Origin of the sequence: Brachybacterium sp. AOP29-B2-41, assembly GCF_052378395.1 — a bacterium.
Classification (GTDB): domain Bacteria; phylum Actinomycetota; class Actinomycetes; order Actinomycetales; family Dermabacteraceae; genus Brachybacterium.
The window spans coordinates 19,097-38,124 of sequence record NZ_JBQSXR010000025.1 but is presented as its reverse complement, the minus strand read 5'-3'; the positions used below and the strand labels follow the sequence as shown (position 1 = coordinate 38,124).

Below are 19,028 nucleotides of genomic sequence, written 5' to 3'. Positions count from 1 at the left end.
GATAACCCACGGCGGTGGAGGAACGGTCGCGATATCCACAAATCGTGCACCAATTGGGGATACTCGCAGGTCACCAGTGCGCGCGCTCGGCATGACGACCGCCCCCGCGCCAGCCGCGCGAATTGTGTCCACGCCATATCCGCAGGCCACAAAGCTACCGCGCGATAATGCACATTCGCCGCCGCACTGCAAGCACTTCTTGAAAATGTGGATAGAGCGGCATCACGACGAGCCACCGAACGTCACGCCGAGCCACCGAAGGTCAGGCCGGGCCACCGAACTGCAGCGCGGTCTCCCCGTACTCCTTGCTGCCGTCGTCCGCCCAGCCCTCGGGCCAGTCGACGGGACGAGTGCGTGAGGAGCGCTCGATGACGACCAGCGCATCCTCCGCCAGGGCGGGGCGGAGGGTGAGCAGAAGCTGCTCGAGCGCCTCGGTGGTCACGTCATACGGCGGGTCGAGGAAGACCAGGGTGGCGGCGTGGCCGGAGGGCTGCGATGCCGGCTGCGCGGCGAGCTGGGCCGCCACGGCAGCGGCCCTGCCGACTCGGATGTCCGTGCGCTCGGTGAGGCCGAGGTCGGCGGCGGTGCGGCGCAGCTGCTTGGCGGTCGGGCCGTGCAGCTCGACCAGCAGGGCATGCTCTGCGCCCCGGGACAGCGCCTCGAAGGCGAGTCCGCCGGTGCCCGCGTAGAGATCGAGCACGCGGGCGCCGACCAGGGCGTCCCAGCCCTCGAGCCGGTTGAACAGGGCCTCGCGCACCTTGTCGGTGGTCGGGCGGGTTCCCTTGCCAGGAGGGCCGGGGATGGTTCGGCCGCCGAGGGTGCCGGAGACGATGCGCGGCATATCAGCTCCTCTCCACGTCGGGGTCGGCATCCCGCAGCCGGTCCGCGACGGCACCGGCGAGAGCGGGGTGGGTGGTGAGCTCGGGGTCGGCGGCGACCACGGCGAAGGCGTCCTCGCGGGCCTGCTCGATGGCGCGGGCGTCACGGATGACATCGAGGTGCTTGAGGGTGCGCTGCAGGCCGGACTGCTCCTCCCCCACCAGATCGCCGGCGCCTCGGCGACGCAGGTCGAGCTCGGCGAGCTCGAAGCCGTCGGTCGTCTCCGCGATGGCGTGCAGGTGCGTGGAGTGCTGCTGCCCGGGCTCGCCGGAGGTGTCGAAGAAGGCGATTCCGGCGTGCTCCCCGCGACCCACGCGGCCGCGCAGCTGGTGGAGCTGGGAGACGCCGAAGCGTTCGGCGTCCAGGATGATCATCACCGAGGCGTTGGGGACGTCGACCCCCACCTCGATGACGGTGGTGGAGACCAGCACGTCGATCTCGCCGCGCAGCATCTGTCCCATCACCTCCTGCTTCTCCTCCACGGACAGGCGGCCGTGGAGGATGCCGAGGCGGGCCCCGGCGAGCTCGGGACGCTCGGCGAGCCGCTGTGCGGTCTGGGTGACGCCGCGGGCGGGCTCGAGCATCGGCGGCTCCTCCTTGCCGTTCTCGTCGAGGATCAGCGGGGCGGGTGCGTCGGCCTCGTCCTCATCGATGCGGGCGCAGACCACGAAGACCTGACGGCCCGCGGCGATCTCCTCCGCGGCGCGCTGCCACATCCGCTGCTCCCACTTCGGGAGCTTCTCGTGGACCACGAAGCTGGTGACGCCGGCGCGCTGCCCCGGGCTCTCGCTGAGGGTGAGCACGTCGAGGTCGCCGACGGTCGCGAGCGCGGCGGTGCGCGGGATCGGGGTCGCGGTCATCACGATCACATGGGGGCTCATTCCGGCGGCACCCTTGGCGCGCAGCCGGCGGCGGTGGTCGACCCCGAAGCGGTGCTGCTCGTCGATCACCACGAGGCCGAGCGAGGCGAACTCGACCTTCTCGGCCAGCAGCGCATGGGTGCCCACGACGATCCCGGCCTGCCCGGAGGTGACGTCGAGCAGCGTCTCTCGCCGGCCTGCGGTGCGCTGGGAGCCGGTGAGCAGGCGCACGCGGGTCGCGGCGGCATGCCCATCGAGCTGACCGGCGCGGGCGAGGTCCCCCAGCAGGGTGATCAGGGTGCGGTGATGCTGCTCCGCGAGCACCTCGGTGGGGGCGAGCAGCGCGGCCTGGTGGCCAGAGTCCACGGCGCGCAGCATGGCCCGCAGTGCGACGACGGTCTTACCCGAGCCGACGTCCCCCTGCAGCAGCACGCTGGTGGGATGCCCCTTGCCGATGCGCTCCTGGATCATCGTGCCGATCTCTCGCTGCCCCTGCGTGAGGGTGAACGGCAGGCGCTCATCGAGCAGAGGCTGCAGCGGCCCTTCAGCGGAGAGGACGGGGGCAGGGGTGCGCTCGTCCTGGGCACGGCGCTGGGCGAAGATCGCCTGCAGGATGAAGGCCTCCTCGTAGCGGAGGTGGGCCATACCGCGGCGGGTGTCCTCGACGGTCAGCGGGATGTGGACCAGGCGGGACGCCTCGGCGAGCGGGGGCAGGCCGCGGCGGGCGATCACCTCGTCCGGCACCGGGCGGGTGAGGGAGTCGGCGAACTCGAGACCCTTCTCAGTGGCCGAGCGCATGGTGGCCTGGGAGATGTTCTGGCGCAGCGGGTAGATGGGGCGGGGCCGCTGGGCCCAGGCGCGGCCCTCGTCGGTGTCCTCGATCGTCTCGTAGTCCGGGTGGGTGATCTGGAGCGAGTCGCGGTAGTCGTCGAAGCCGACGGTGCCGTGCACGATGATCAGCGCGCCGACGGGCAGTCGGCCGCGGTGCCACTGGACCTGATGGGGCTTGGTGAGGAAGAAGGTGAGCGGCATGTCGTCGATGCCGTCGGAGACGGTCACCTCGAGGATGAAGCCGCGACGGCTGCGCATCGCGCGATCGCGCACCGAGACCACCGAGACCACGGCGCTGACGGCCTCGCCCTCGTTGACCTCGTGGAGGGAGCGCAGCGGAGCGGGCACGACATAGCGGCGCGGCGCGAAGCGCATCATCGTGTCCAGGTCCCGCACCCCGAAGGACGCCATAGCCTTGGACTCCTTGGAGATCAGCAGCTCCGTGAGCGGCATCGAGCCCCGTGCGGACTCGTGCCTCCTGGCCATGCGGACGTCTCCTCGTGCTCGATGTGCGCCGCCCGGTGGAGTGCGGCGCGCCAGGCCCTATCGTGCCACCATCCGGCAGTGCCGTGATGGAGTCCACATGGGGAGGAAGCGTCCCCCGCTTCTGACCCGCGAGCATCTGGGCTATGATTCCGTGGTTGCCCTGACCTCCGGGGGGTCGCACCTCCGTGCTCACCCAGGTCACCGACCCCGCCGTTCCGGCGCGGGGGTGGAGCGGGCACCGCGATCAGAACATCGACGTACCAGGAGACGACAGTGGCTGCTTCCACGTGTGACATCTGCGCCAAGGCCCCGAGCTTCGGCAAGACCGTGTCTCACTCGCACCGCCGCACCTCGCGTCGCTGGAACCCGAACATCCAGTCCGTCCGCACTGTGATCAACGGCACCAGCAAGCGCGTGAACGTGTGCACCTCCTGCCTCAAGGCAGGCAAGGTCAGCACGCTCGGTGCCTGAGCGAGACCGCACAGCATTCATCCACGAGAGCCCTCACCCGATCGGGTGAGGGCTCTCGTGCATTCCGGGCGCGCTGCACCAGCCCACCGAGGAGACTCCATGCCCGCGTCAGCACCCACCATCCTGGCCACCAGCGCCGGCTACCGGCCACATCCCCGGCTGCGCTTCGGCTTCGGGCCGATGATGGCCTTCGCGATCGAGCTCGGGCAGGAACGCGGGCCTCGCACCGACGGGCCCCCGCGGATCTGCAACATCGGCACCGCGAGCGGTGATGACAAGGGCTTCCAGCGAGATATGGAAGAAGCGGCGAGGGACGCGGGATACGTCCTGCACCATCTGAGCCTGTTCACCCAGCCGAACGTCGAGGACATTGAGTCCTATCTGCGCGGGTTCGACGTCATCTGGGTGAACGGCGGCTCGGTCGTGAACCTGCTCGCGGTATGGCGCGCGCACGGCCTGCCCGAGATCCTCCACCGGCTCTGGCAGGACGGCGTGGTGCTGGCCGGGATCTCCGCGGGGTCGATCTGCTGGTTCGAGGGCGGGGCCACCGACTCCTTCGGCCCGGATCTGCAGCCGGTGACGAACGGCCTGGGCTTCCTGCCCGGCGCCAACGGCGTGCACATGGACTCCGAGGCCGGTCGCCGGCCGCTGCTGCGAGAGCTGGTGGCCGACGGGACACTGGGTGCCGCCCTCTGCACCGACGACGGCACGGGCCTGCTGTTCCGCGGCACCGAGCTGGTCGAGGCGGTCGCGGAAGTCGACGGGGTGCGGGTCACGCGGATCGAGCGCGGGGCCGACGGTGACGCCGTGGAGGCCGATCTGCCGGTACGACGCCTGCACTGAGGATCAGGGCACGTCGCGCAGCAGCGCGGTGAGGCCGTTCGGGATCTCGACAAGGTGCACCGGATCCACCTCGGTGCGCCGCAGGGTGGCCAGCAGCGGGGCGGCGTGCGGGTCGGTGGGATGGTTGTCGAAGTCGACGGTCTCCGTGCCCAGCTCCCGCAGGCCCTCGAGCAGAGCGGCGAGGCAGAGGGCGACATCGGCACGGGCCGTCGGGGCCGACGCATCGATCGCCTCGAGGGCTCCTTCTCGGTGCCGGCCGACTCTCGCGCCCTCGTCCTCGTCCCTGCCCTCGTCTTCGTCCTCACCCTTGTCCGCGCTGTAGAGGTCGGCCAGCGCCGTGATCTCGCCGCCGCGGAGAACAGCCCAGGAGTGCTCGTGCACGGACTCCTCATAGAACTCCTCCCCCACCTCGGTGCGGAGCACCTCGCGGGAGGCGGTGGGCGACCAGCTGGCATGCTGCCAGGCATAGCGGTCGGTGAGGGCGTCGACGAGCTGCTCGCGCGGGAGCTCGGTCCAGGGGACGGCGCGAGCGGTGCCGTCGTGGGACGCGCGGACCGCGGCGCACCAGCGGGCGGTGCGATCCGCTGAGACATCGACTCTCAGCAACGGGACCTCGAGGTAGGCCACCGCCCCCTGTGCGCGCAGGAAGCCGTCACGCTCCGAGCCGGGCACCACCTTGCTGGACAATGGATTATCACTGTAACTGCCGAGTTCGCGGAGAAGCGCTGTTCCGTGGCCAAGGCGGCGGTACCCCTCCTCGATCTCGAGCTCGACCAGATCGCGGTCGGGATGGGCCACGTTGCGGCCGATGCGGCCCACCCCGATCACGCGCGGCTCCCCGGAGATGGGGTCGTCGACGTCGAGCACGAGCGCACGGAAGCTCTCGCGCCAGCCATCCGGCTTCAGCCACTCGAAACGGTTCCCGTCGCGGTCGACGTCGGCCGGCGTGGCGGGACGGAATCGTCGCGCCTCGCCGGCCTCGCCCCCGTCGTTCACTCCGCTGCGGCGTCCGCGAAGGTGGAGGTGTCGATCACGGCACGGAAGTGCACATCGCCGGCGACCACGCGGTCGTAGGCGGCGTCCGCCTCCCCGACCCCGATGACCTCGATCTTCGCGGCGAGGCCGTGCTCGGCGCAGAAGTCGAGCATCTCCTGGGTCTCGGCGATGCCGCCGATGTTGGAGCCGGCGAGCACCTTGTTGCCGCCGATCAGTGAGCCGAAGCCGACGGGCTGCTTCGCCGGCGGGAGGCCCACGACCGCCATCACGCCGCGCGGCGTAAGCAGGCGCAGGTACTTGTCCACGGGGATGTCGGCGCTGATGGTGTTCAGGATCAGGTCGAACTCGCCGCGGTGGTCGCTGAAGAAGTTCTCGTCGGTGGTGGCGAGGACCCGCTGCGCTCCGAGCTCGAGGGCATCCTGCTCCTTCTTCAGGGAGCGGGAGAGCACAGTGACCTCGGCGCCCATCGCTGCCGCGAGCTGCACGCCCATGTGTCCGAGCCCGCCGAGGCCCAGCACCGCGACGCGCTTGGCGCGGCCGTCGACCTGCTCCCCGGCGCCCCAGCGGCGCAGCGGGGCGTAGGTGGTGATGCCGGCGCAGAGCAGCGGAGCGGCGACGGCGAAGGAGAGCTCGTCAGGGATCCGGCACACGAAGCGCTCGTTGACCACGACCTTCTCGGCATAGCCGCCCTGGGTGACGGTGCCGTCGACGTCCTTCGCGTTGTAGGTGCCGACGTTGCCCTCCAGGCAGTTCTGCTCCTGGCCGGCGCGGCACTCCTCGCAGTTCCCGCAGGAGTTCACCATGCAGCCCACACCCACGCGGTCCCCGACCTTCCAGTCGGTGACAGACTCGCCGACCGCGGAGACGACGCCCGCGATCTCGTGACCGACGGTGAGCGGGAAGCTCGCCTCGCCCCATTCGTTGCGGATCGTGTGGATGTCGCTGTGGCAGATCCCGGCAGCCTCGATGTCGATGACCACGTCATCAGCGCGCGGGTCCCGGCGCTCGATGGTGGTGACGCGGAACGGCTGGTCGGGGCCGGTCTTCTGCAGGGCCTTGACGGTGATCGGCATGGAAATTCCTCCGGCGGGTCGTGTTCGTGGCGCGGAGAGCGCCGCCGACCAGCCTAACCGCGCTCAGGCGAAGTGATCGAAGCCCTCGCCCTGGATGGGCACGCCGTCCAGCAGCACTGTGGGACCTTGCGGCCCGGCGGGCAGGATCCTGCCGATCGGGCGGAACCCCTCCGGCACCTCCCCCGGGGCGAAAGCGGCGAGCATCGCATGCTCCTCCCCGCCGTGGAGCACCCAGCTCCAGGGGTCGGCACCGAGCTCCGCGGCGAGGCTTGCGAGCTGCGCGACGTCAGGGGCCAGCGCGTTGCGGTCGAGGTCGAGCGTGACGTCGGCGGCCCGGGCCAGCCTGCCTCCGTCGCGGACCAGCCCGTCGGACAGATCCATCATGGCGTGGGCCGTGCGGCCGCCGGTCCAGCCCAGCGAGAGATCAGGGTCCGGGGCGTCATGCCAGCGCACCAGCTCTGCCGCCGACGGGTCGGCGATGTCCCTGAGCATGATCGTGGGGTGGGTGCCATCCGGGGCATGGACCAGCGCCCGCCGCCCCAGCACCAGGGCGAGCCCGGCGGCCGAGCGGCCCAGACGGGGAGACCCGATCGCGAGGACATCCCCCGCGCGGGAACCGGTGCGGCAGATGGCCGGCTGCGTCTCGGGCAGCGAGCCCATCGCGGTGACCGTGAGGACCAGCTGATCGGCGCGTCCCAGGTCGCCGCCGACGATGCTCGCCCCCTCTGCCTCGGCGCGCGCCGCCAGGCCGATCGTGAGGTCCTCGAAGACCGCCCCCGGAGTGTCGGCAGGGGCGGAGATCGCGACCACGAGGGCCAGTGGCCGAGCACCCATCGCGGCGACATCGGCAAGGTTCTGGACTGCCGCCTTGTGCCCGATCCATCGGGCGGTGGTGGCGTGCGTCAGGAAATCATGCCCCTCGACCAGGGAGTCGGTGGTGACCACCAGGCGCGGGGAGGGCAGGTGCACCACTGCGGCATCATCTCCGGGCCCCACCTGCACCTCGGCGCCGTGGCTCAGGTGCGGGAGCATGCGGGCCAGGAGCGCGGCCTCGCCGCGGGGGGTGCTGCGGGGGGCTCCGTCATGTGGAGTGTCCTCGTGGGGGGTGTCGCCTGCCATGCTCCCAGTGTGCCCGACCGGTAGGCTCTCCGAGTGCTCCGATCCCGCCTGCTCGCCCTTCCCGCCGCCGGCCTGATGGCCCTGGGCCTGGTCTCCTGCGGCACCGTCACAGTGCCCGCGGGGGCCGATGCCGCGAACCCGGTCTGCGCCGACATCGTGCTCGGCGCCCCGCCCGAGGTGCTGGGCATGGAGCGCGCGGAGACCTCGAGCCAGGGCACCGTCGCCTGGGGCAGCGGCGAGGACACGATCGTGATGCGCTGCGGCGTGACTCCGCCCGGTCCCACCACCGACCTCTGCACCACCCTCGCCGATGGCGACGGGGTGGAGGTGGACTGGATCGTCCGCGAGCTCGAGGACGAGGTGTTCCTGTACACGACCTACGGCCGGGAGCCTGCGGTCGACGTCTCGGTGCCGAGGTCGGCCGCGCCGGATCAGCCGTCGGGCGCCGCTCTGGCCCTCTCCCAGGTGATCAGCCGGAACATCGAGGCGACGGACTTCTGCATCGGCCCGGGCGACCAGCCCGCGCAGTAGCGCCCAGCGGTCAGGGCTCAGAGCTCAGTGCTCAGCGGGGTCCCAGGCGGCGCTTCCGCGCCTGCTCGATCAGCTCGGCGATGAGGTCCGCATAGCTCAGCCCCATGTGCTCCCAGAGCACCGGGAACATCGAGTACGGGGTGAAGCCCGGCATCGTGTTGACCTCGTTGATCAGCACCCGACGGTCGCGGGTGACGAACATGTCCACGCGCGCCAGCCCCTCCAGGCCCAGCGCCGTGAAGGCGCGGGAGGCGATCTCGCGAGCCTCCTCGAGCATGTCATCGGGCAGGCCGGCGGGCACGTCGATGCTCACGGTGCCCTTGCCGAAGTACTTCGCCTCGTAGTCGTAGAACTCGAGGTCGTCGCCGACCTTCACCTCCCCGGGCAGCGTGGTGCTGGGCTCTCCGCCGTCGCGGCCCTGCAGCACACCGCACTCGACCTCGCGGGCGTCGAGCCCCTCCTCCACCAGCACCTTGGGGTCCTCGGCGAAGGCGGTCTTGATCGCGATCTCGAGCTCGGCGGGATCGGTCACCTTGGTGACGCCCAGGCTCGAGCCGGCACGGGCGGGCTTGACGAACCAGGGCAGCGGGTGGTTCTTGCGCAGATAGGTGAGGACGCGGTGCGATTCGCTGGCCCAGCGGTCCTCGTGGACGACGATCCCAGGGGCGCATTCGAGGCCGACGGCACGCAGCACGAGCTTCGTCGCGGCCTTGTCCATCGCGGCGGCGGAGGCGAGCACCCCGCTGCCCACGTAGGGGATGTCCAGCATCTCGAGCATGCCCTGGACGGTGCCGTCCTCGCCGTAGGCCCCGTGCAGGAGCGGCCACACGACATCGATGTCCGCAAGCTCGTGGACCGTGCCGTCGCGGAGGGTGCGCAGGGTGATCGGCTCCCCCGGGCGGTGGCGGGTGCTGGGAAGCAGCACCTCGTGCCCGGAGGCGTCGACCTCGGGGGCGCGTCCGTCGACCAGGGTCCAGTCGCTCGGGTCGTCGGAGACATGGATCCAGCGGCCTTCGCGCGTGATGCCGATGGCGATCACGGCGAAGCGCTCGCGATCGATCGCGGCCAGGATGCCGCCGGCGGTCACGCACGAGATGCCGTGCTCCCCGCTGCGGCCGCCGAACAGGAGGGCGACGGTGGTTCTCATGGGCCAAGGATATTCACTGTTGGTCACTCCGGGCGCACCGAGCGTGCCAGCAGTGCCGTGGTGACCTCTTCCATACGGGCGCCGTGATCCACGACCGCGACCACGGCGCGGGTGATGGGCATGTCCACGTCGAGGCGGGCGGCGAGCTCGGCGACGGCGCGAGCGGTGGCGACCCCCTCGGCGGTCTGCCCGACCTCGGCGGCGGCCGCAGCGACGTCGAGGCCGCGGCCGAGAGCGAGACCCAGGCGGTGGTTGCGGCTCAGCGGCGAGGAGCACGTGGCCACCAGGTCCCCCATTCCGGCGAGGCCGGAGAAGGTCTCTCGCCGACCGCCGAGGGCGACGCCGAGCCGGGTGATCTCTGCGAGCCCGCGGGTGATCAGGGAGGCGGTGGTGTTGTGTCCGTGGCCGAGCCCGACCGCCGCACCGACCGCGATCGCGATCACGTTCTTCACCGCTCCGGCGATTTCCACGCCGATGACGTCGGTAGAGGTGTAGGCGCGGAGGTACGGCGCCTCGCTCCAGGCGGCCAGGACGTCCGCGAGCGCCTGGGAGGGGGCGGCGACGACCGACGCGCAGGGCCGGCGCTCGGCGATCTCCGCCGAGAGGTTCGGACCCGAGAGCACACCGATGCGCTCCGGGTCGACTCCCCCGGCCTCGGCGATGATCTGGCTGATGCGGGCATCAGTACCGCGCTCGATGCCCTTGGTCAGCGACAGCACCGGCACCTCTGGCAGCTCTGGCCACGGGGCGAGGGTGGCCCGCATCGACTGGGCGGGGATCGCGACCACCAGCCCGTGGACTCCCTCGAGCGCCTCCTCGAGGCGAGAGGTGCTGTGGATCGACTCGGGAAGTCGATGCTCGCGGAGGTAGGTGCTGTTGCGATGCTGTTCGCGGATCTCGCGGGCGACCTCCTCACGGCGGGCCCACAGCGTGACCTCGGCGCCGCCGTCGGCGAGCACCTGGGCGAAGGTGGTGCCCCAGCTTCCGGCGCCGAGCACGGCGAGACGGGTGGTCGATGTCATGTGATCTGCTTCCAGGCTCGATATCCGTGCTGGGGCCTGCCTACCTCAGGACGATGGGCATCCGTGCGGCCGTCGTGCAGCTCCTGTGGGGGCTGCTGACCTCGCAGCTGTCCCAGCAGCTCCGCGATCTTCATCATCAGCTCCTCGGTGACGCGCAGGGCGGCCTGCTGGGTGGTCTCGCCATCCAGCTGCGACACCGTGAAGGGCTCTCCGACCAGCATCTGCACATGACGGCCGGGTCTCGGTCGCGGCAGCGGGGAGCCGACGGGCCACAGGGCCCGCCCGCCCCAGGTCGCGATCGGCAGCAGCGGGGCCCCGGTGTCCAGGGCCAGCCGCGCGGCACCGACCCGGCCCCGCATCGGCCACAGCTCGCGGTCGCGGGTGTACGTGCCCTCGGGGAAGAGCATGATCAGCTCGCCGCGCGCGAGGGCGGCGCGGGCATCGGCCAGGGCATCGCTGCTGCGAGAGGTGCCGCGCCGCACCGGGATCTGGCGCGCGGCGCGCAGCAGGGCGCCGAGCACCGGGACCCGGAACAGGGTCTCCTTGGCTAGGAAGCGCGGAGCGATCCCGTGGGCCTGGAGGAGATGCCCGTAGCCGAAGGCGTCGAAGGCGCTCAGATGGTTCCCGCAGGCGATCACCGCTCCCGCTTCCTGGGGCAGGCGCTCGACTCCCTGCCAGCGTGGGCGGGACAGCAGGGCGATCAGGGGGCGCAGCGGGAGCTGCGCGAGGCCGATCACGAGTCCTGCCTGTCGCTCGGGCCTCCGGGCGGTGCCGATGTCCCAGCTGCGCAGCAGGGACGTCATCGTGCTGCCGAGGGGCCTCGGCCCAGAGCCTTCCGCGAGACCTGTCCGGTCAGCGAGGCGGCTGCGGGGTCGCCCGCCAGCGCGCGTCGGCGCAGGGTAGTGGGAGCCCGCCGCGCCAGGGTGTTGACCGCAGCGGCGTGCATCAGCCGACGGGGCGCGAAGGCCAGGCGGCCACGCACTGATCGGAACTTCACCGCGGTGGTGACCTGCAGCAGCTCGCCGCCGGGGAGCAGTGCGACCCCGATCCGCACGGTCAGCTTCTCGTCGTCGTCGATGATCAGCGCCTCGGAGCCGAGCACCTCGTCCGCGACGAACTCCTTCTGCGGCGGCGGGACCATGTCGAACAGCCGGATGGCCTCGTCGCGCAGGGCCCGCAGGCCTCGGGAGGTCAGCGGGGTGTTCTCGTGGGAGAAGATCGCGTCCGCCCAGACCCGGGGGTCCGGCTCATCGACCCCGGCGGTGGGCACGATCACGACATCGCAGTAGTCGGGGATCGGGATGTCCCGCAGTGCGAGGGAGCCTGCCGCTCCGGCCACCGGGCCGGTGATCTGGCTGGCAGGCAGCTCCTCCGCCGCCATCAGCCCTCCTCCCAGAATTCGCCGCCGAGGGCTCCGAGCTTGTCGCGGAAGGATTCGTACCCGCGGTCGATGAGGTCGATGCCGCGGATGGTCGAGACCCCTTCGGCACCCAGCGCCGCGATCAGGTACGAGAAGCCGCCGCGCAGATCGGGGACGGTGATGTCCGCGCCGTGCAGCGAGTTGGGGCCGGAGACCACTGCGGAGTGGTTGTAGTTGGAGCGGCCGAAGCGGCAGCTCGACCCGCCCAGGCATTCGCGGTAGACCTGGATGCGGGCTCCCATGTCGTTCAGCGCGGAGGTGAACCCCAGACGGTTCTCGTACACCGTCTCGTGGAGGATCGAGATGCCGTCGGCCTGGGTGAGGGCGACCACCAGCGGCTGCTGCCAGTCGGTCATGAAGCCGGGATGGACATCGGTCTCCAGGGCGATCGCCTTGAGCGGGGTGCCGGGATGGAAGAAGCGGATCCCGTCCTCGCGGATCTCCATCCCGCCGCCGATCTTGCGGAAGATGTTCAGGAAGGTCGCCATCGGCTTCTGCTGGGCGCCGCGCACGAAGACGGACCCCTTGGTGACCAGTGCCGCGCAGGCCCACGAGCCCGCCTCGATGCGGTCGGTCAGTGCCGTGTGCTGGTATCCGCCCAGACGGTCGACGCCCTCGATCGTGATGGTGCGGTCGGTCTGCAGGGAGATCAGGGCACCCATCTTCTGCAGCACCGCGATCAGGTCCTCGATCTCGGGCTCGACCGCGGCGTTCGTGAGCTCCGTGATGCCCCTGGCGCGGACCGCTGTCAGCAGGACCTGCTCGGTCGCGCCGACGCTCGGATACTCGAGATGGATCTTCGTGCCGGTGAGCCCGTTCGGCGCGGTGATGTAGATGCCCATCTCGCGCTTGTCCACGACCGCGCCGAAGCTGCGCAGCACATCGAGGTGGTAGTTGATGGGGCGGTCACCGATCCGGCAGCCGCCGAGATCGGGGATGATCGCCTCGCCGAGCCGATGCAGCAGCGGGCCGCAGAACAGGATCGGGATCCGCGAGCTGCCCGCATGGGCGTCGATATCGGCGACGTGCGCTTGCTCGACGTTCGAGGGATCCAGCCGCAGCGTGCCCTCGGCGACGTCGTGCTCGATCTTGACGCCGTGGATCGAGAGCAGGTTCGAGACGATCCGCACGTCGGAGATGTCGGGAACCGAGCGCAGGATGCTCGGCTCCTCCCCCAGCAGCGCCGCGACCATCGCCTTCGAGACCAGGTTCTTCGCCCCGCGCACAGTGATCTCACCGTCGAGGGGCCGTCCTCCGCGCACATGGAATGTCGAACTCATGGTGTCCTTGCCTTGACGGTCGGACGCCCGTGGACGCCGCTCTCTGACCGGGTCACCATACCGGAGGGACCTCGGCGGGAGCCGGAACCCGGCTCCCGGCCCGAGAGGTGGTCAGTCCTCAAGAGCCTCTCGTCCCGAGAGCCTCTTGTCCCCGAGGGTCGCTCGCCCCCGCGGCTCGCTCAGTCCGAGTCGGCGGTGCGGGCCGGCAGAGTCTTCGGCATCCAGGACGGACGCGTCGCCTCGAAATCGGTGATGTCCTGCTCATGGCGCATGGTCAGGCCGATGTCGTCCAGGCCCTCCATGAGGCGCCAGCGGGTGTAGTCGTCGACCTCGAAGCGGAAGGTGCTGTCCCCGGCGTGGGCCTGACGGTTCTCCAGGTCCACGGTCACCTCGGTGCCGGGGTTCTCCTCGAGGATCTTCCACAACTGCTCGAGATCGTCCTGCGACAGGATCCCGGCGACCAGGCCCTGCTTGCCGGCGTTGCCGCGGAAGATCTCCGCGAAGCGGGTGGACAGCACGGCTTTGAAACCGTAGTCGCGCAGCGCCCAGACCGCATGCTCGCGGGAGGAGCCGGTGCCGAAGTCGGGGCCGGCCACCAGCACCGAGCCCTTCGCGTAGGCGGGCTGGTTCAGCACGAACTCGGGGTCGTTGGTGCGCCAGGCGTTGAACAGTCCGTCGTCGAAGCCGGTCTTGGTGACGCGCTTGAGGTAGACGGCGGGGATGATCTGGTCGGTGTCGACGTTGCTGCGACGCAGCGGGACACCGATGCCGGTGTGGGTCGTGAAGGCTTCCATGGAGATGCTCCTGGTCAGGCGACGGGCTGGAGGTCGGAGGGCGCGGAGTCCGCACCGAGGTCCGACGGCGAGGACAGGGTGCCGCGCACGGCGGTGGCGGCAGCCACCACCGGGGAGACCAGGTGGGTGCGGCCACCCTTGCCCTGGCGGCCCTCGAAGTTGCGGTTCGAGGTGGAGGCGGCGCGCTCGCCCGGTGCCAGCTGGTCCGGATTCATGCCCAGGCACATCGAGCAGCCGGCCTGGCGCCATTCAGCACCGAAGTCCAGGAAGATGCGGTCCAGCCCCTCCTTCTCGGCCTGCAGGCGCACCCGGGCCGAGCCGGGGACGACCAGCACCCGCACATCGGGGTGCTTGCTCCGGCCCTCGAGCACCGAGGCGAACGCCCGCAGGTCCTCGATGCGGCCGTTGGTGCACGAGCCCATGAAGACGGTGTCGACCTTGATGTCCTTCAGCGGGGTGCCGGGGACCAGGTCCATGTACTCCAACGCGCGCTCGGCGGCGTTGCGGGCACTGTCGTCGGTGAAGTCCTCGGGCGCGGGGACCGAGGCGGACAGGGGCAGGCCCTGGCCCGGGTTCGTGCCCCAGGTGACGAAGGGCTCGAGCGTGTCCGCGTCGATGAACACCTCGGTGTCGAAGGTGGCGTCATCGTCGCTCCGCAGCGTCTTCCAATAGGCGACGGCCTCGTCCCAGTCCTTCCCCCGCGGCGCGTGGGGACGACCCTGGACGTACTCGAAGGTGGTCTCGTCGGGGGCGATCATGCCCGCACGCGCTCCCGCCTCGATGGACATGTTGCAGACGGTCATGCGGCCCTCCATGGAGAGCTGACGGATCGCCTCGCCGCGGTACTCGAGCACGTAGCCCGCGCCGCCGCCGGTGCCGATCTTCGCGATGACCGCGAGGATGATGTCCTTCGCGGTCACGCCCGGCTTCAGTGCGCCGTTCACGGTGATCGCCATGGTCTTGAAGGGGGTCAGCGGCAGCGTCTGGGTGGCGAGCACATGCTCGACCTCGCTGGTGCCGATCCCGAAGGCCAGAGCCCCGAAGGCGCCGTGCGTCGAGGTGTGGGAGTCGCCGCACACCACGGTGATGCCGGGCATGGTCAGGCCCAGCTGCGGGCCGACCACGTGGACGATCCCCTGGTCGACGTCCCCGAGCGAGTGGATGCGCACGCCGAACTCCTCGGCGTTGCGGCGCAGCGTATCGATCTGGGTGCGCGAGGTGAGGTCCGCGATCGGCTTGTCGATGTCGATCGTGGGGGTGTTGTGATCCTCGGTCGCGATCGTCTGGTCGATCCGGCGCGGGCCACGGCCCTCCTGGCGGAGGCCGTCGAAGGCCTGCGGGCTGGTCACCTCGTGCAGGAGCTGGAGGTCGATGTACAGCAGGTCCGGTTCGCCGTTCTCTCCGCGACGGACCACGTGATCCGCCCAGACCTTCTCCGCGAGGGTCCCCGCCATATCGATCCTTCCCTGCGCCCCGGATGAGGGCGCGCTGCTGAATGCTGAGATGCACTCGGGGTGCGAGCGCTCGTCCCATGGTGGGCGGGTCCACGATGCGATGCACTTGCGTCTCACCAAATAAGACGGCAGTATCGGAGCATGGACAAGACTTCAGAGGAGAACGGCAGCGGCGTCGGCGTGCTGGACAAGGCGGCGATCGTCCTCGGCGCCCTCGAAGCCGGCCCCGCGACCCTCGCCCAGCTCGTGCAGTCGACGGGCCTCGCCCGGCCCACCGCGCACCGCCTCGCCGTCGCGCTCGAGTTCCACCATCTCGTCGCCCGCGACATGCAGGGACGCTTCGTCCTGGGCCCGCGCCTGGGCGAGCTCGCCGCCGCCGCCGGGGAGGACCGCCTGCTGGCCTCGGCCGGTCCCGTGCTGGCCGCGCTGCGTGACCACACCGGCGAATCCGCGCAGCTCTACCGTCGCCAGGGCGATCACCGCATCTGCGTGGCAGCGGCGGAGCGACCGATCGGGCTGCGGGACTCGGTGCCGCTGGGCGCCGCGCTCACCATGCGGGCAGGTTCCGCCGCCCAGATCCTGCTGGCCTGGGAGGAGCCCGACCGCCTGCATCGTGGGCTGCTCGGCGCCCGGTTCACCGCGACCCAGCTCTCCGCTGTGCGGCGGCGCGGATGGGCGCAGTCGATCGGCGAGCGCGAGCCCGGCGTGGGATCCGTCTCCTCCCCCGTGCGCGGTCCGAACGGGCGCGTGGTCGCGGCCCTGAGCATCTCCGGACCGATCGACCGCATCACCCGTCAGCCGGGCCGCCTCCATGCGGCATCGGTCATGAGCTCGGCGAACCATCTCACCGAGCTGCTGCGCCGCGCAGGCTCCTGAGCACGCACGCCCGCAGCGTCAGTCCCGTCCCGCAGCGTCAGTCCCGCTCGATCCAGACCGGGGTGTTGGCGAAGCGCAGCACGTTGACCAGCTGACGAGGTGCGCCGACCTTGCCTCCCGCACCCGATGAACGCTCCCCTGCGACCACCATCAGGCAGGCGTCCTCGCTGGCCTGGACCAGCTGCTTCGGGCTGTCGGACGCGGCGATCGTCACGTCCCGCACGAATACTCCCGGATGCGTCAACGAGATCCGCTGGGCGACGCCGGCGAGGATCTCCTGCGCCTGTTCCGGGGTGGTCTCCGGGCGCACGACCAGGTGGAAGTCCCGCCCGTAGGCCTCTGCGAGGTCCGCGGCCCGGGTGACCACCTCCGTCGCGATCTCGTGATGCACCAGGCCGATCGGCCCCGTGCCGTCGACCCGTCCGCGGACCACCACCACGGGGCAGTAGGAGCGCGCCGCCAGCGCAAGGCTCTTGGACCCGACGATGAGGGTCATCAGACGCCCCATGCCGCGACCTCCGAGCACCAGCAGATCTGATTCCCTGCTGACCCCGACCAGTACCGGCACCGCATTGCCGTCGACGATCTCCGAGGTCACGGGAAGATCCGGATGCTCTTCGCGGATGATCCGGGTGGCATCGAGGATCAGGCTGTGCGCGGCATTGCGGAAGCCGGAGCCTGCCATCCCCGAGATCGGGTCGATGTTGACGTCGAGCTCGGTCCAGACGAAGGCGTGGACGAGATGGACGGTGCCGCCGACTGCGGCGGCATGGAGGGCGGCCCAGCGGACCGCCTGATCGGACTCGTCGGCATCGAAGACGCCGACCGTGATTCGGGGACCAGTGCTGTGCGTCATGTCACGACGATACTCTGCCCGCCCGGTGCAGGTCCGGAAATGACGAAGGAGCCGACACTGGGAAGTGTCGACTCCTGCTCGTACCCCGTACCGGATTTGAACCGGTGTTACCGCCGTGAGAGGGCGGCGTCCTAGGCCTCTAGACGAACGGGGCTGAAACGAGATCCGAAAATCTCGGTCGTACCCCGTACCGGATTTGAACCGGTGTTACCGCCGTGAGAGGGCGGCGTCCTAGGCCGCTAGACGAACGGGGCGCGGGCCATGCGGCAATGAAATGCCGCGTAGCGCTGGGGTACCAGGACTCGAACCTAGAACGACGGTACCAGAAACCGCTGTGTTGCCAATTACACCATACCCCATGGTGAGAAGTACTTTCTGCAGTCATTTCCGTTCTGTTCCCCGGTGGTTTCCGTGGAATTTCCGAACTGTTCTGCATGCCGTACCGAGGTAAGACTCTACCGGGTTCTCGGGCGGAGCACAAAGCGAGAAGGCCCCTGGACGCTGTGAGGCTCGGCACCCTGCCCCACAGCGTCCCCGGACTCAGCCCTCTGCAGCCAATCGGCCCTCTGCAGTCAATCGGCTGTGCAGCGAGCGCAGCCGGGCGAGGCTCGAGGGCTTGCCCAGCAGCTCCATCGACTCGAACAGGGGCGGAGAGATCCTGCGCCCGGAGATCGCGCTGCGCAGCGGCCCGAAGGCCAGGCGGGGCTTGACCCCCATGTCGTCGACGATCGCCCCGCGCAGTGCGGGCTCGAGTGCCTCAGCGGTGAAGGCGCCCTCGTCGATCGCCTCGACCTCACGGATCGCGCGCTCGAGCACTGCTGCGGGGTCATCGCCGAGCTTCTTCAGCGCATCGTCCTGGACCACGAGGTCCTCGTCGGCGGTGAACAGGAAGCCCATCAGCTCCGGCGCCTCGCCGAGAAGGTTCATCCGGGTCTGGACCAGCGGGACGGCCGCGGCGACCAGGGCGCGCTGCTGCTCGGTCACGTCCTCGCCCAGCACCCCGCCGGCCTGGAGGTACGGCAGCAGGCGCTCGGCGAGATCCGCCTCGGGCAGCAGACGGATGTGGTCCGCATTGATGGCGGTGGCCTTCTTGAGGTCGACGCGAGCCGGGTTGGGGTTCACGGCGGAGGCGTCGAAGCGCTCGACCAGCTGCGCACGGCTGAAGATGTCCTCGTCGGCGCTGTAGCCCCAGCCCAGCAGGGACAGGTAGTTCACCATGCCCTCCGGGATGAAGCCCTGCTTCCGATAGAGGAAGAGATCCGCCTGCGGATCGCGCTTGGAGAGCTTCTTGTTGCCCTCCCCCATCACGTAGGGCAGGTGCCCGAACTCGGGGATCCGCTCCGCGACGCCGATCTCGATCAGTGCCCGGTACAGCGCGATCTGGCGGGGAGTGGAGGAGAGGATGTCCTCGCCGCGCAGCACATGGGTGATCCGCATCAGCGCATCATCGATCGGGTTGACCAGCGTGTAGAGCGGCTTCCCGTTGGCGCGCACGACCACGAAGTCGGGAGTGGTGCCGGCCTTGAAGGTGATCTCGCCGCGCACCATGTCGGTGAAGGTGATGTCCTCCGCGGGCATCCGCAGGCGCCAGGTGGGCTCGCGACCCTCCGCGCGGAAGCCAGCTTTCTGCTCGTCGGTGAGGTCGCGGTCGTAGCCGTCGTACCCCAGCTGCGGATCCCGGCCCGCCGCCTTGTGGCGCTCCACGATCTCCTCCGCGGTGGAGAAGGACTCATAGATGTGTCCGGACGCCTTCAGCTTCTCGATGACGTCCTGGTAGATCTCTCCTCGCTGCGACTGACGATAGGGGCCGTCCGGCCCGCCCACCTCGACGCCCTCGTCCCAGTCGATGCCGAGCCAGCGCATCGCGTCGAGCAGCTGGTGGTAGGACTCCTCGCTGTCACGCGCGGCGTCGGTGTCCTCGATGCGGAAGATCAGCTTCCCGCCGTGATGGCGGGCATGGGCCCAGTTGAACAGGGCGGTGCGCACCATCCCCACATGAGGGGTGCCCGTGGGGCTGGGGCAGAAACGGACGCGGACCTCGTCGGCAGCGCCGGTCGGGGTCGAGGTCGGGGCGGGGGCGGTGGTCACGC

Annotated in this window: 18 protein-coding genes and 3 tRNA genes; 4 read left to right on the top strand and 17 right to left on the bottom strand. The window is 70.2% G+C overall.

Annotated elements, in window-relative coordinates; all coding sequences use genetic code 11:
• Positions 1-262 precede the first annotated feature (262 nt).
• Both rsmD and ACT3T9_RS17115 read right to left on the bottom strand, forming a co-directional pair.
• Positions 263-841 (bottom strand): 16S rRNA (guanine(966)-N(2))-methyltransferase RsmD, encoded by a 579-nt coding sequence (gene rsmD, locus ACT3T9_RS17120; protein WP_441445504.1) that lies wholly within the window; start codon positions 839-841, stop codon positions 263-265.
• 1 nt (position 842) lies between these two features.
• The gene (locus ACT3T9_RS17115; RefSeq protein ID WP_444607126.1) at positions 843-3,056 is read right to left on the bottom strand and encodes an ATP-dependent DNA helicase RecG; all 2,214 of its coding nucleotides are present in this window, start codon (positions 3,054-3,056) and stop codon (positions 843-845) included.
• Between the two features lie 273 nt (positions 3,057-3,329).
• Here ACT3T9_RS17115 and rpmB point away from each other — a divergent pair, with 273 nt between their 5' ends.
• On the top strand, positions 3,330-3,527 hold the full coding sequence (gene rpmB / locus ACT3T9_RS17110) for a 50S ribosomal protein L28 (protein ID WP_441445506.1): 198 nt from the start codon (positions 3,330-3,332) through the stop codon (positions 3,525-3,527).
• Between the two features lie 99 nt (positions 3,528-3,626).
• Positions 3,627-4,370, top strand: a complete 744-nt coding sequence (locus ACT3T9_RS17105) for a Type 1 glutamine amidotransferase-like domain-containing protein (protein WP_442332103.1) — start codon at positions 3,627-3,629, stop codon at positions 4,368-4,370.
• Between the two features lie 3 nt (positions 4,371-4,373).
• On the opposite strand, the gene ACT3T9_RS17100 is transcribed toward ACT3T9_RS17105, so the two are convergent.
• The 3 genes from ACT3T9_RS17100 to thiL all read right to left on the bottom strand — a co-directional run bounded on the left by ACT3T9_RS17100 (position 4,374) and on the right by thiL (position 7,558).
• Positions 4,374-5,366 carry a GNAT family N-acetyltransferase gene (locus ACT3T9_RS17100; protein WP_444607125.1) on the bottom strand — a complete coding sequence of 331 codons (993 nt, stop codon included), beginning with the start codon at positions 5,364-5,366 and terminating at the stop codon, positions 4,374-4,376.
• The gene (locus ACT3T9_RS17095; RefSeq protein ID WP_444607124.1) at positions 5,363-6,439 is read right to left on the bottom strand and encodes an NAD(P)-dependent alcohol dehydrogenase; all 1,077 of its coding nucleotides are present in this window, start codon (positions 6,437-6,439) and stop codon (positions 5,363-5,365) included. The genes ACT3T9_RS17100 and ACT3T9_RS17095 overlap by 4 nt, the downstream gene beginning before the upstream one ends.
• 63 nt (positions 6,440-6,502) lie before the next feature.
• A complete protein-coding gene (thiL, locus tag ACT3T9_RS17090) occupies positions 6,503-7,558 on the bottom strand; it encodes a thiamine-phosphate kinase (protein ID WP_441445510.1) in 1,056 nt (351 codons plus the stop codon).
• 33 nt (positions 7,559-7,591) lie between these two features.
• On the opposite strand from thiL, the gene ACT3T9_RS17085 reads away from it, so the two are divergent.
• Positions 7,592-8,089 (top strand): DUF3515 family protein, encoded by a 498-nt coding sequence (locus tag ACT3T9_RS17085; RefSeq protein WP_444592509.1) that lies wholly within the window; start codon positions 7,592-7,594, stop codon positions 8,087-8,089.
• 31 nt (positions 8,090-8,120) lie between these two features.
• On the opposite strand, the gene ACT3T9_RS17080 is transcribed toward ACT3T9_RS17085, so the two are convergent.
• The 7 genes from ACT3T9_RS17080 to leuC all read right to left on the bottom strand — a co-directional run bounded on the left by ACT3T9_RS17080 (position 8,121) and on the right by leuC (position 15,206).
• The gene (locus tag ACT3T9_RS17080) at positions 8,121-9,236 is read right to left on the bottom strand and encodes a D-alanine--D-alanine ligase family protein (RefSeq protein ID WP_441445512.1); all 1,116 of its coding nucleotides are present in this window, start codon (positions 9,234-9,236) and stop codon (positions 8,121-8,123) included.
• Positions 9,237-9,259: 23 nt separating this feature from the next.
• On the bottom strand, positions 9,260-10,258 hold the full coding sequence (locus tag ACT3T9_RS17075) for an NAD(P)H-dependent glycerol-3-phosphate dehydrogenase (RefSeq protein WP_441445513.1): 999 nt from the start codon (positions 10,256-10,258) through the stop codon (positions 9,260-9,262).
• Positions 10,255-11,061, bottom strand: a complete 807-nt coding sequence (locus ACT3T9_RS17070) for a lysophospholipid acyltransferase family protein (protein ID WP_444502274.1) — start codon at positions 11,059-11,061, stop codon at positions 10,255-10,257. Before ACT3T9_RS17070 ends, ACT3T9_RS17075 begins: the two co-directional genes overlap by 4 nt.
• Positions 11,058-11,639 (bottom strand): hypothetical protein, encoded by a 582-nt coding sequence (locus tag ACT3T9_RS17065; protein WP_444607123.1) that lies wholly within the window; start codon positions 11,637-11,639, stop codon positions 11,058-11,060. The genes ACT3T9_RS17070 and ACT3T9_RS17065 overlap by 4 nt, the downstream gene beginning before the upstream one ends.
• On the bottom strand, positions 11,639-12,958 hold the full coding sequence (murA, locus tag ACT3T9_RS17060; protein ID WP_441445516.1) for a UDP-N-acetylglucosamine 1-carboxyvinyltransferase: 1,320 nt from the start codon (positions 12,956-12,958) through the stop codon (positions 11,639-11,641). The genes ACT3T9_RS17065 and murA overlap by 1 nt, the downstream gene beginning before the upstream one ends.
• 179 nt (positions 12,959-13,137) lie before the next feature.
• On the bottom strand, positions 13,138-13,752 hold the full coding sequence (leuD, locus tag ACT3T9_RS17055) for a 3-isopropylmalate dehydratase small subunit (RefSeq protein ID WP_441445517.1): 615 nt from the start codon (positions 13,750-13,752) through the stop codon (positions 13,138-13,140).
• A 14-nt stretch (positions 13,753-13,766) separates the two neighbouring features.
• Positions 13,767-15,206 carry a 3-isopropylmalate dehydratase large subunit gene (gene leuC / locus ACT3T9_RS17050; protein WP_441445518.1) on the bottom strand — a complete coding sequence of 480 codons (1,440 nt, stop codon included), beginning with the start codon at positions 15,204-15,206 and terminating at the stop codon, positions 13,767-13,769.
• 141 nt (positions 15,207-15,347) lie between these two features.
• Here leuC and ACT3T9_RS17045 point away from each other — a divergent pair, with 141 nt between their 5' ends.
• On the top strand, positions 15,348-16,082 hold the full coding sequence (locus ACT3T9_RS17045) for an IclR family transcriptional regulator (protein WP_441445519.1): 735 nt from the start codon (positions 15,348-15,350) through the stop codon (positions 16,080-16,082).
• A 37-nt stretch (positions 16,083-16,119) separates the two neighbouring features.
• On the opposite strand, the gene ACT3T9_RS17040 is transcribed toward ACT3T9_RS17045, so the two are convergent.
• The 5 genes from ACT3T9_RS17040 to gltX all read right to left on the bottom strand — a co-directional run bounded on the left by ACT3T9_RS17040 (position 16,120) and on the right by gltX (position 19,026).
• The gene (locus ACT3T9_RS17040; RefSeq protein ID WP_441445520.1) at positions 16,120-16,938 is read right to left on the bottom strand and encodes a universal stress protein; all 819 of its coding nucleotides are present in this window, start codon (positions 16,936-16,938) and stop codon (positions 16,120-16,122) included.
• Between the two features lie 81 nt (positions 16,939-17,019).
• Positions 17,020-17,092 (bottom strand) — tRNA-Glu (locus ACT3T9_RS17035).
• Between the two features lie 27 nt (positions 17,093-17,119).
• Positions 17,120-17,192, bottom strand: a tRNA-Glu gene (locus tag ACT3T9_RS17030).
• Positions 17,193-17,225: 33 nt separating this feature from the next.
• Positions 17,226-17,297 (bottom strand) — tRNA-Gln (locus ACT3T9_RS17025).
• A gap of 181 nt (positions 17,298-17,478) precedes the next feature.
• Complete coding sequence (gene gltX / locus ACT3T9_RS17020; protein ID WP_441445969.1) at positions 17,479-19,026, bottom strand: glutamate--tRNA ligase; 1,548 nt, start codon at positions 19,024-19,026, stop codon at positions 17,479-17,481.
• Between the last annotated feature and the right edge of the window lie 2 nt (positions 19,027-19,028).